This is a genomic window from Streptococcus mitis (assembly GCF_026782865.1).
Taxonomy (GTDB): domain Bacteria; phylum Bacillota; class Bacilli; order Lactobacillales; family Streptococcaceae; genus Streptococcus; species Streptococcus mitis_CG.
On record NZ_JAKUXK010000012.1, the window covers coordinates 45,968 to 59,151 of the forward strand.

Annotated in this window: 7 protein-coding genes; all 7 read right to left on the reverse strand. The window is 41.1% G+C overall.

The window, feature by feature from the left end; translation table 11 throughout:
- Positions 1 to 15 precede the first annotated feature (15 nt).
- Entirely contained in the window at positions 16 to 1,098 is a 1,083-nt protein-coding gene (locus MK482_RS07120) for an ABC transporter permease (RefSeq protein ID WP_268718360.1), read from the reverse strand.
- Between the two features lies 1 nt (position 1,099).
- Positions 1,100 to 1,816, reverse strand: coding sequence for an ABC transporter ATP-binding protein (locus MK482_RS07125; RefSeq protein ID WP_268718361.1), 717 nt, complete (start codon positions 1,814 to 1,816; stop codon positions 1,100 to 1,102).
- A gap of 419 nt (positions 1,817 to 2,235) precedes the next feature.
- On the reverse strand, positions 2,236 to 2,505 hold the full coding sequence (gene rpsO / locus MK482_RS07130) for a 30S ribosomal protein S15 (protein WP_001018251.1): 270 nt from the start codon (positions 2,503 to 2,505) through the stop codon (positions 2,236 to 2,238).
- 144 nt (positions 2,506 to 2,649) lie between these two features.
- A complete protein-coding gene (locus MK482_RS07135; protein ID WP_326845883.1) occupies positions 2,650 to 5,358 on the reverse strand; it encodes an FtsX-like permease family protein in 2,709 nt (902 codons plus the stop codon).
- Positions 5,354 to 6,055, reverse strand: coding sequence for an ABC transporter ATP-binding protein (locus MK482_RS07140; RefSeq protein ID WP_268718363.1), 702 nt, complete (start codon positions 6,053 to 6,055; stop codon positions 5,354 to 5,356). The genes MK482_RS07135 and MK482_RS07140 overlap by 5 nt, the downstream gene beginning before the upstream one ends.
- Positions 6,056 to 6,175: 120 nt before the next feature.
- Positions 6,176 to 6,868 (reverse strand): phosphoglycerate mutase, encoded by a 693-nt coding sequence (locus MK482_RS07145; RefSeq protein WP_050117836.1) that lies wholly within the window; start codon positions 6,866 to 6,868, stop codon positions 6,176 to 6,178.
- Between the two features lie 152 nt (positions 6,869 to 7,020).
- Positions 7,021 to 13,008, reverse strand: coding sequence for a ZmpA/ZmpB/ZmpC family metallo-endopeptidase (locus tag MK482_RS07150; RefSeq protein ID WP_268718364.1), 5,988 nt, complete (start codon positions 13,006 to 13,008; stop codon positions 7,021 to 7,023).
- Positions 13,009 to 13,184: the final 176 nt, after the last annotated feature.

The following is a 13,184-nucleotide window of genomic DNA, read 5'->3' on the forward strand; positions in this document are numbered from 1 at the left end:
TCGTACATTTACATTTTATACTTTACGGTAACGACGCAAGCCGACAATATTGAGAACTGTCAAAGCGACAAGGAAGACTAGTAGAACACCAATATTTGGTAAAATATCTCCAAGTCCACGTCCGTAAAGAATAATCTGACTCATCGCATCACCTGAGTAGGTCAAAGGCAAGAATTTCCCTAGCGTTTTTGCCCAGTCTCCCATTGAATCAAGTGGAATGATTCCTGAGAAAAAGAGTTGCGGCATAATCACAAGAGGAATAAATTGCATCATCTGGAATTCTGATTTTGCCAAGGTAGACAAGAGAATTCCGAAGGCTAGTGCCACCAGAGCCAGTACCACATTAACTATTATAACATTTAACAGACTTCCGACAACTTCAATTTTCAACAACCAGATGGCTGCTAGAACGACTACTCCTGTCTGCAGTATGGCAATAAAGCCGTAAGACAACATATAGCCGTAAACAATTTCCGAACGTTTAACTGGGGTTGCCAACAAACGATCTAGGGTTCCGCTAGTACGTTCTTTCAAGAGTGCCATCCCTGAAATCAAAAAGACAAAGAAGAAAACGACGAACCCAAGCAAAACAGGAATCATTTTAGCAAAGAAGCCGGTGTCCTCGTTACCATATTCATAAGATTCCTTAATTTCAGGAGATTTTACCTTTAGTTCTAATTGCGGAAGGGATTGCTTCACACGGGCTAATAATTGATTGGTGTCTTCACTGGCAATACTGGTGCGTAATACTTGTCGGATCACCGAAGTTTTAGAGGCATCTGTATTAGCATAGGCTACATTATATTCCCCATCCTTATAAGAGATAACTGCATCTACTTTTTCATCGTTTAAAGCCTCTTTAGCTTGATCCAAGTCTTTGTATGTTTTGACACTGACATGCTCTAAGTCATCCATCCTACTTACCAAACTACTTGGCACATCTTGTATCGCTAGCTTAACAGTCACCGTTGTACTAGCCGAAAACATGAGGTTCATCAGCCACATAATAAAGACTGGTGCCACAAACATTAGGGCCAGTGTCCGTTTGTCACGTAGCAATTCTTTGATGACTTTTTTTGCAATGGCAATTGTTCTCATTTCATTCTCCTTCTGCTTTCAAAAAGACTTCTTCAATACTTGAAACACCATAAGATTCTTTTAGCTTGGATGGTGTATCAAAGGCTATGATTTTTCCACCTAATAGTAGACCGACCTTATCTGTCAGCTCTGCCTCATCCATGACGTGAGTTGTGATCAAAATCCCTACGCCCTTGTCTCTATGCGCCATCAACTCTCGCCAGATTTTCTTTCGAAGAGAAGGGTCGATTCCAACCGTCGGTTCGTCCAAAATCAAGAGTTGAGGGTTTCCTAAAAGCGCAATAGCCAGCGACAAGCGTCGTTTCATCCCTCCGGAATAACCAGACACGGCCTTATTTAAATGAACTGTCAAGTCTACCACTTGAGCCACATGGGTAATTTCAGCTGTCAAATCTTTTTTAGGAATCCCTTTTAGCTGGCCGAAAAATTCCAAGTTTTCTTGTCCTGACAAAGCCTCATAAAGAGCATCTGACTGGGCCATATAGCCAATATCTCCCAGAATATGACGGTTGGGCATGGTCTGGTCTAAGACTAAAGCGATACCGCTATCTGCCTTTTCCATCCCTAACATGGTTTTAATCATGGTTGATTTACCAGCACCAGAAGGACCGATTAGACCAATGATTTCCCCAGACTGTAATTCAAAACCAACGTGGTTTAACACAAGTTGTTGACCAAAAGATTTTTGTAAATCTTGTAAATGTAGCAATGTTTTCATTTACTTCCTCCTAGGTGAGCGAACACTCACTTTTTTAAAGATAAATCTATTATAGTGAGTGAATACTCACTTGTCAAGTGATGATTTGAATTTTTTTAAAACAAAAAATCTCCCCGAAGGGAGAATATCTGGTTTATTTTACCTTACAGTGCTAGGAACCGTAACCTAAGATTATACTTGAGTATATCGAGGTACGATGACAACATAAAAAGCCCTCTAAAATTAGAGAGCTGATTTTAGATTGGGATAAAATCCATACAAAAAAGCTACCCAATTTAGAGTAGCTTCATTATCAAGATATGCTCAATTGAACACGGCCTAAGCACTTGGCAAAAAAGATAAAATCTCCTAGAAACTGAAGTTTCTTCGTCAATTTTCCTATTTTTGCTTTGTGCTTTTGACGGCCTTTGTATCTTGAATTAACGACGAAGTCCTAGAGAGTTGATCAACTCACGGTAACGGTTAACGTCGTTTTTACGCAAGTATGCAAGCAAGTTACGACGGCGACCGATTTTTTTCATCAATCCACGGTAAGTAGCGTGGTCTTTTTTGTGTTGTTTGATGTGTTCGTTAAGGTGGTTGATTTCCCAAGTAAGGACAGCAACTTGAACCTCTACTGAACCTGTATCACCTTCGTGACGTGCATATTGTGCGATGATTTCATTTTTTTTCTCTTTTGAGATTGCCATGATGTTTCTCCTTTTTATTTGGCTTCATCCGAGTGACAGGTTGGCATGCCTGCAACCAAGAAGAAGTTATTTGTCTTTACGACAGTTCTTATTCTACCAAGAAGCAGAGACTTTGTCAACAGATTTACTTTTTAAAAAATTGACTTACTCTACTGATTTCAGGGCTTCAAGCATATCCACCTTTCTCAAGTGGTGATTGACAAAGAGACCCAGTAAGGCTAATATCACAGTCACTGCGACGATTGGAAGAGCATAGACTTCCCAGCTGACTCGTGGATAAAAAAGTATGGTGGCAGGTGAGATCATTTGAATCAAAAATTGATGTAAATAGTAGCCGGCCACCAAACCGAGAACAATCCCCACAAAAGACAGCACCATGGTCTCTCGGTAGATATAGAGGGTCACTTCTTTATTATGGAAACCGAGAACCTTGATAGTGGAAAGTTCACGGATACGTTCTGCCACATTAATATTGGTGAGATTGTAAAGAATGACAATGGCTAGCAAGACGGAAACAAGGATAAGGATTGCCATGGTTTTATTGAGAGAATTGGCTACAGATTCAAAGAGGTGGATAGCTGTTGCATTTTGGATCACCCCAGAAACAGCAGTTTTTTTCATAAAGGCCGCAGCTTCTTTCTCCGTATTGGATGGTGTTGGCTCTTTTAATTTTACTAGGTAGGTATTGTCTTTCGGACTGATACCGTAGACTTGTTCATAAGTTTTTCGGTTGAGATAAACAAAGTGTCCAACATAGTTTTCAGAAATAGCCGATACCCTGATTTCTTTTCCATCAAGCTCCAGCTTATCTCCAACCGTAACACCTGCTAGTTGAGCTAGTTTTTGACTCACGACTGCTCCATCTGTGACCTGCACCTCTTGGCCATTTTCCTCTAATGCGATAAAGGGTTTGAAATTTTCTCGGCTTGTGACCATTATGGTGATAGTCTGAAGTCCTGTTTTTCCTTTGAAATCTTTTTCAATGGATTTAGAGTAGATTTTTTGGTAAGCATGAATAGGCTCAGATTGCAAGGCACTTTCTAGGTCTGCTTTTTCTTTCTCCGTTACACTGCTCTTTTCCGCTACAATCATCTGGTATTGCTGGATTTGTTCAAATTGACGATCGACAACTCCTCCCACAGAAGACTGAATGCCAAGACCTGCAAATAGGAGAGCAACCGAACCCGCAACTCCAAAAATGGTCATCAACATCCGTTGCTTATAACGGAAAATATTTCGCGCCGTAACCTTATGAGTGAAGCTCAAACGACTCCAAATAAAGCTCAGGCGTTCCAGCAAAATCTTTGATCCTTTAACGGGAGGTTTGGGCAGCAAAAGTTGGGCTGCTTCATCGTGCAATTCCCTCCGTGCCACTAGATAAGCTGGCAAGACACTGGATACCCAACTTAAGGCCAGGGCCAGAAGGCTATAAGACCAATAGAAATACTCCTGACTTTTCCCAACGACCATTCCAGCTGTTATAACATCCGAAATCACGCCTGCAAGGAGATAATGTCCTAAAAGTGTTCCTAAAACGGTTCCTACAGTTCCTGCAAGAAAACCATAGAGGACAAACTTGGCAACAATATCTTGATTCCGGTAACCTAGGGCCTTGAAAATACCAGCATTGGTACGCTCTTCATCCACAAAGCGAGTCATAGTTGTAAAGGTTAGCATTGCAGCAACCATAAAAAGCACCACGGGAAAGATATTCCCGACAGAACGAATACTTGCTGAAGCGTTACTGTACATGAGATAGCCTTGACCGCCTGGCATGGTTTGGCGGTTGTATACATGGTAAGTAGGCTCTGCCAGTTCATCAAGCTCTTTCTGGTGTTGTTCAAGCTTCTCTTTTTCCTTGGCTAGATTACTCTCTGTCTGAGCCATTTTTTCTTTTTTTGTAGCCAATTCTTTCTTAGCTTTTGTCAATTGCTCCTTGGCTTGACTCTTTTGAGGCTCAGGCAAAGCGGTCACTTGTTCTTCTTGAGTTTTCAATCGACTTTCAGCCTGTTCTAACTGACTCTTGCCTTTTTGAAGGTTACTTTCAGATGTTTGGAGCTGTTCTTTTCCATCTTCCAAGCTCTTTTGCCCATTTGTTTTGATACTTTCTAATCGTTTTTGACCATTATCAGCTAGCAAGTCTTGCAATGCTTCCTGATGTTGATCTCGTTTGCTTCTATAGTCTGATGAAAAGGCATCCAAATTTTTTAAATCGTCATAGCGCACACGCGCAATGCTATAAACATCTGAATCAAACTGACTGGGTAAAATCACTCCATAGCCAGCCAAGCTTCCATTTCCACTACTAGCTCCTCCTAAATCTTCTTTAGAAAGGATTTCACCCGACTGAACAAATCCAGTAATGGTGAAAGATTGGGATTTTATGACGGGCTTCCCTTCTTCTGTGTTGCTAAAGGTGATAGTCTGCCCAACCTGATAGCGGTCTTTCCAGAAATCAGCTAAGGCAATTTCCCCATCAGCCTCTGGAAGTCGCCCTTCTGTCACTTGGAAGGTTGAAATTCCCTCCGGCTTGGAATAAAGTCGAACCGCTTCTTCACTATTTTCAACGGTTAGGTCTGCCATATAGCCAAACTCAACACTTACTCCTTGAAGGGTCTTTAGTTCGTCTTGATCCTTTTTATCCAAGCCATAATCAGCTATCACGGCCAGATCCAAGGTATTTCCTTTACGGAGATAATCTTCTGCAGTACGTTCCATGTTTGGACTGGCCACTTTGAGGCCAACTAGGGCTAAAGAACCCAGCATCATCAAGGTCAAGATAGAAGCAAAGCGTCCCTTGGAAGCAGTCACCGACTGGAGCAAGTCTTTTCGGTATGTTTTTTTCATGCTAATACTCCAATGTATCGATAGCCTGTGGATGCGCATTGATTGTTACTCTCATAACAGTGGCATCACGCATGTGAATCACCCGATCTGCGATAGGAGCTAGCGAGCTATTGTGAGTCACGATGATTACCGTCGCTCCCTTTTGACGAGACATGTCTTGGAGAATCTTCAAGACTTGCTTGCCTGTCTGATAATCCAAGGCTCCAGTTGGTTCATCACAAAGGAGAATTTTAGGATTTTTAGCTACCGCGCGTGCAATGGAGACTCGCTGTTGCTCCCCTCCAGAAAGCTGGGCTGGAAAGTTATTGAGCCTATGAGCCAGACCTACGTCTTTGAGCACTTGCTCTGGATCCAAGGCATCTGTCACGATTTCTGATGCCAACTCCACATTTTCCTTGGCTGTCAGATTGGATACTAGATTGTAAAATTGAAAAACAAAACCTACATCTTCACGACGATAGTTTGTTCGTTGGTGCGAACTATAGTCTGCAATATTGGCACCATCAATCCAGATTTCCCCTTCATCATTGGTATCCATTCCTCCTAGGAGATTGAGAACGGTTGATTTTCCAGCACCTGAAGCGCCAAGAATAATGACCAGCTCCCCTTTTTCAATTTCAAAATTCACATCGCGATTTGCCACAATCTCTGTATCCCCAACCTGGTAACGCTTGTAGCTGTGTTTCATTTCAATATAAGCCATCGTCCTTCTCTCTTTCTTACAAACAAGTCACTCTTTACTATCATTATAACGCTTTTTCGAAGAGTTGGATACTAGAATAAAAAGAAAAACCTAGGTATTCCTAGGCTTTCTTTTTACAAATTATTTTCCAAGGTAGTATTCAGAAACTACGTTCAATTTTTCGTCAAATTCGAATACCAATGGTGGGAAGTTAGGGATTTCCACGTCCATGATTTCGTCATCTGACAAACCTTTGATGTGTTTTACAAGGGCACGGATTGAGTTACCGTGAGCTCCTATGAATACGTTTTTACCATCTTTAAGAGCTGGAGCGATTTTATCTTCCCAGAATGGAAGGGCACGTTCCAAAGTCACTTTCAAGTTTTCAGCATCTGGAATAACTGAATCGTCAAGTGAAGCGTAACGACGATCAGTGTGAGCTGAATGCTCATCATCACGGTCCATGTTTGGAGGCAATACATCGTATGAACGACGCCAGATGTGAACTTGCTCATCACCAAATTGTTCAGCAGCTTCAGCTTTGTTTTTACCAGTCAAACCACCGTAGTGACGTTCGTTCAAACGCCATGATTTTTCAACTGGAACCCACAATTGGTCAGAAGCTTCAAGAGCCAAGTTAGTTGTTTTGATCGCACGTTTCAACACTGAAGTGTAAGCTTGGTCAAATTCGATACCAGCTTCTTTGATCAATTTACCAGCGTCAATCGCTTGTTGTGTACCTTTTTCAGACAAATCAACATCAGCCCAACCAGTGAAAAGGTTAGCTTTGTTCCATTCAGACTCACCGTGGCGAGCAAAAACCAATTTTACCATTAGATAGATTCTCCTTTAAATTTTCCGAGGTTTCCCCTCGTTTATCTATTCTATTTTACACAATTTTTCACAAAAAAGCTAGTTAAAATCGACAAGTTCTGACAGTCAGGAAGTAAAGTCCTCTCATCCTGATTAGGAACTTCTATAATTTATTACTTTTTATTTGCAAAAATAGAGGTTCTAAAATCATTTGTTTGGTCTAGGTAGGCTTTAAAGACTGCTCTCTTAAGTTTATGAACTGCACTGTCAGTTTCTGGGTTATAGTCACTCCAACGAGGACCTGTAGCATCCTGTAAAACAGCTTGGTCCATGAGTTCTTGCAACTCTTTTACTCTTTGAATGGTTTTCGTGGCATTGCTCATCCACGATTGCGTCGGATCTTTAAAAGTAACTTTAGTCAAACGATCAAACTGAGCAACGCGCTCTTGATACATAGCTTTTTTAAAGGCTGCCCAAGATGAATACTGGCCACCAAATAGTTTTTCTAAAACAAGCTTATCTGTCACTAATCCTTGCTTTTTACCGTAGAGGTTAATTGTCTGACCATTTTGTTTAGCAATTTCTTCATATTGGTTGGAAATATATGGGACCATACCATCTTTAAATCCTTTAGCAGCTAAGAGTTCATAAGCTATCCTACGCCCCATAAGATCTCCAGGAGTTCCTTTCTCACTGCTCAATGCTGAAAAGATTGGTGCAAAGAGTTTAATCGTAAAGTAGCCATTTCTCTCATAAGTGCCAGCCTGATACTCACGAGCCGAAAGAATGTTATTGTCAATCAAACTATCAAAGCTGGTCAATTTTTTAGCTTCATCTTCAGTCAAATTTTTCACAACATTAGTAGCATAAACATCATTGCCATCAGCAGGATCTGTTAGATAGTGATTCTCGATTTTTCTGAGAGCTTCCATTTTCTGGGAAACATTCAGTTTCTTAACGATCGATTGCCCTTCAAGATATTCCAACAGATAGATGAGGTCAAACATATTATGAGCGTATTTCTGGAGATCAGATGCATCTTTGAATCGTTCCGTCGGATCTAAGACTTGTAGACGGGATCCTTCCATGCTATCTGATTTTGAATGTTTCAAGATTGAGTTAATGGTAATGGTTGCATCATTTGGATGATCTGGCGCTTGTAATAAGCCTTTAGCAAAGAATTCAGGACCAAGACCACTTCTTCTACCATAGCCACCAAGATAGATATCCTGATCTGAATCATGGGTCATCTCATGGGTATACGTAATAGCGCCATCCTTATCCAACATACGGTAAGACATATAATAGACACCATCTCCTGTTGCGTATGCACCGTGATGATTATGAACCACCTTGTTACCAACTGGTCCAAAGAAATGTTGCATTGCAGGATTTGAATTCTCAAAGTCTGCGATTGTTGAAGCCTTTCCTTCAGTATGATCATCACCAAACTTATAGGCATCATAAAGCAGGATCGTACGATAGAGTTTTTCACGTCCCTGATTATCTAAAATACGATACCAATAATCGTAGTGATCTCGCTGACGCTTGGCTGTTTCACGCGCATTATCTTCAACAAACTTATTGAGTTCATCTCCAGCTTTATAGTCACTGTTGCGGTAGCGATCGTAAGCGCCAAATCCTAGGCTAGACAAGGTTGAGATGACAAATACAGATCTTTCTGGCAAAGTAAGGAGAGGCAAGACCATATTGCGGTATTTCCAAGTACTACTAGTAATTCGGTCATAAACACCGATAGAGTACTTAGTTCCTGCTTGCTCTTGCTTGGTTTTGACCTCTGCAATAGTGGATTTTTCTTCGACAATGAAAGCTTTGGTCTGTTTTTTAAACCAGTCATTGTTGCTAGTGTTTGGTAAAAAGACTTTTCGGTAATTTTCTAGCGTGCTAAACAAATCTGTCGTTCCATGATGGCTGGCAAGACTGATACCATAAGTATCAACGTTGTTCTTAGCAAGCAGATTATTAAATCCTGATTTCCCTAACTCAATCAAAGTATCTAACGGAGATGCATTTCCTTTGCCAAAGAAATCAAGGTGATACAAGACCAAGTCTTTAATATTAACCTGACCATAGCTAAAGTTATACCAACGCTCTAAGTAGCTCATACCAAGAAGCAAGGCTTCCTTGTTGCGCTTGATTTTATCTACGATGTAACCTGTCATTACTTGATTGTTTTCCACTAGACCAGCATCCGCTGACAAGAGTTTTCTCAGACTTTCTTCTAGATGTTCCTTCGTTTTAGTAAACTGTTCTTCTAAATAGAGCTCGGTTTGCTTCACTTTTGGTGAAATATCAAGTGTGTTTCTAATAGCGTCTGAATGATAATTTACCTTCTTCAATTCTGGTAAGACTTGCTGGATAATCGTTTCTTGATTATACAAGAATTGGTTTGGCGTATAGAGAAGCCCCGTATCTACTAGACTATATTCTGCTAACTTAGCAAAATCAGTCTGGTACTTGAGCTGGAATGTTTCAGAGGAATGATCCTGGTAATGGAGCAAGAGTTTGTTTGCAGTCTGTTTGTTGGAAACAATATCTGTGATGACTTGGTCATCCTTCATCATGACTGCTGACAAGAGTTCTTTTTGATATAAAAGACTGTTCTCGTTAACTAGGTTTCCGTATTTGACGATGGTTGCCTTGTTGTAGAAAGGTAGCAATTTTTCAATATTTTTATAAGCCAAGGCGCGCTGAGCTTGATAATGATTCACCTTAGAAAAATCACTTTCTTTACTACCACTTGTTGAAAGGGGCTCCACTATTGGAGGGGTGAGAGGAGTGATTTCTGCTTTTTTATTAGTCACTTCAGAAGCATCTAAAATTGTTCCTCTTTCTACAAATGATTCCTTGCTGACGACTTCTTCCCTGACCAAGGTAACATTGTAGACTCTATTAGCTTTGTTGCTGAATGTATTAGCCACCTTCATTTCATTATAGTGGTAACCGGTAATAGCATTCCCGTTGGTTACATTGACATCACTTAGTACATTGGTCAGTCTTCCTGCATGCTGTTCCTCATTCGTTTTTCGATCCCACAAATATCCAGCCACACCCGCAACTCTACCAAAGTGCTTGACATTGTTGATATCACCTTCAGCATAGCTATCCTGTATATGCGCATCTTGGTCTACCAGACCTGCTAGCCCACCAACAGTCTGATCTGAACTATTGGTGTTGGAGGAAATGGCTACTGTCGCTTTTGACTTAGTCAGTGAAGCTCTGCCTCCTGTTAAATGACCGACCAGACCACCAATATTGTATGCAGCAGTCGTTTCGTAGGTATTAACAATTCTTCCCTTAAAACTGCTCTCTGTGATGCTTGATTGGTCTGCCTTAGCCAACAAACCACCGATACCACGTTCCCCAGCCAGAACACCATCGACATGAACTTGCTTAATCTTTGTGTTATCCGTAGCTTCATTGGCCAGTGAACCGATATCATCTTTACCAGAAATAGAGACATTTTTTAGGCTCAACTTTTCTACTGTGGCCCCTCTCAAACTTTCAAAAAGAGGCTTTTTCAAGTTGTAAATAGCATACCGCTTACCATCTTTTTCACCAATCAACTGACCAGTAAAGGTGCCCTTGATGTAAGATCTGTCATCAGGTCCCAACTCCACTTCGTTGGCATTCAAGCTAGCCGCTAAATGATAGGTTCCAGAGAGATTCTTGTTGATAGCTTTAACCAGGTTGCTAAAGGAAGTGAAGGTTGTTGTTTCTTCTGTGGCCTTTTTTGCGAGATAGAAGGTGAAATTATCGACATATTTATTTTCTAGCTCTTGCTGGAGTTTCTCAGCTTTGGCTATGATTTTATAAACTGATTGTCCATTTTTTATTTCTGCAGTTATTGAAGCGACAGGTAGATAGACATCTTTGAATGACGACGATTTGATCTTAACAAAGTAAGTGTCTGGATTACTTGGAACACTGTCTAAAGAAACATGTTGTTTGTAAGTACCATTGGTCTGACTATATAACTCCAGATCAGAAACATTTCTTAATTCGAGTGTTTTTTCTGGATCTTTTTCTTTTGGTTTTTCAGCCGGATTTTCTGGTTTTTCTTGCTCAATATTGCCAGTATATTCTGGAAGAGGGGCAATTTGTTCGGGTTCAACAATCGCTCCGGATTGGGTACCTGTATAAGATGGTTTCGATGGTACCTGTTCTGGTTCGACTATTGCTCCAGATTGAATGCCAGTATATTCTGGTTTTTCATTTGTCTCAGGGGTTACAACAGCTCCCGATTGCTCACCTTTATATTCTTGCAAGGAAGGCTGAGTCTCCGGTTCGACGATGGCACCAGCTTGAGTTCCCTTGTACTCTGGTTGTGGAGCTACTTGCTCTGGTTCAACAACCGCTCCGGACTGGGTACCTGTATAAGATGGCTTATCAGCCGTTTCTGGTTCGACGATGGCTCCAGATTGGGTGCCTGTATATTCTGGTTTTTCGGCTGTCTCAGGGGCTACAACAGCTCCCGATTGCTCACCTTTATATTCTGGTAAGGAAGCATGAGTCTCTGGTTCAACAATCGCACCAGATTGAATTCCCTTGTACTCTGGTTGTGGAGTTACTTGCTCTGGTTCAACAACCGCTCCGGACTGAGTACCTCCAACCTCTGGTTCCTGCTTTTCAGGTTCAACAATGGCACCAGATTGAATTCCCTTGTACTCTGGTTGTGGAATTACTTGCTCAGGTTCGACAGTAGCACCTGATTGAATTCCTCTATATTCTGGCTTTTCGGCCATCTCAGGGGCTACAACAGCTCCCGATTGCTCACCTTTATATTCTGGTAAGGAGGCATGGGTCTCTGGTTCGACGATGGTACCAGCTTGAGTTCCCTTGTACTCTGGTTGTGGAGCTACTTGTTCTGGTTCAACAATGGCACCAGATTGAATTCCCTTGTACTCTGGTTGTGGAATTACTTGCTCAGGTTCGACAATAGCACTTGATTGAGTTCCTCTATATTCTGGCTTTTCAGCTGTCTCAGGGGCTACAATAGCTCCCGATTGCTCACCTTTATATTCTGGTAAGGAAGCATGGGTCTCAGGCTCACCTTTTCTTGCAGACTGGGGTATTTCACTCGGTACAACTGCCTTCTTAGTCCCTTTTTCTACTATACGTGGTAAGGCTTCGTCTACCTTAGTCAAGAGAACTTCTCGGGAAATTTCTTGGTTTTCAACAGTGAAAATGCGAACAAGTTCAATCTTCTTCCCAGCACGACCTTCTTGTTTGACACGAATGGTTCCCTCTGTTAGATCTGGATTTTCTTGAACCACTTCTGAAAAGTCTAGTTTGGTTACAATCTCTTGGTCTTTGTATAGGAGCTCTGGTTTGTTCACTCGACCAGCCAAGACTTCATCCTGAGGATCCACACTAGCAATACCAGACGGTTTTGGATTGGATGAATCTTGAGAAGGGATTGGCTTCTCAGCAGGGCTTGCTGGAAACTGAGCTTTCTGCTCTTCTCCTGACTTTTGTCCATCATTATTGGTCTGAAAATGAGGTTGAACCGTATCCTCTAGTTTCTGATCCCTAGTAGCAGTTTCTTGCTGATTAAGCTCTTTGTCTTGCTTAATATAGCCTAGGTAGGTATAACCCGATAAGGCGCGTGGCAAAGGCAGACTATCTCCTTGGGATAATTGGTATTCTTGATTATATTGGAGCAATAGTTGATTTTCAATAGCCTGAACCGAAGAAAGCAAGCCACTCCCCATTCCTGTTATCAAAACAACCTTCAGCAGTGCTTTCTTCTTGCCTTTCTTTCTCGAAACAACAAAAATAAGGAATCCAATCGAAGCGAGGGCTCCACCAGTGAAAACGGTAACCAGATTACTGTGCTCACCGGTATGAGGCAACTGACCTAGTTGGGCTTTCTCATCCATACGGTAGACTAGATAGTAAGTGCTCTCAGTATCTTCAGCCACTTTAGGAATATCCTTTACAATCAAGTCTTTTTCTTGTCCACTCAGCTCCGTATCCGTCACATATTTGTAGTGAACAGCTACATTTTCTTGAGCAAATACGCTTCCACTGCTAGCAATGGACACAAAAAATAAGCTCGAGATAGATGCAGACACAAGGCCAATAGCTAACTTTCGTAAGGAAAAACGATGCTGCTTCTCTCCAAAAAATTTTTTCATTCTATATCCTCTCTATTATTTTATCCATTTCAAAATAGAAGAAGCATTTTTCTTCCTCACTATGATAAACTTACAAGAAACAAAAATACTTCTATATATATTTTGATATATTCAATCTACAACCATCATTATACTATAAATTCTCTAACTTGTCCCAAAATAGTACCAGAATTCTT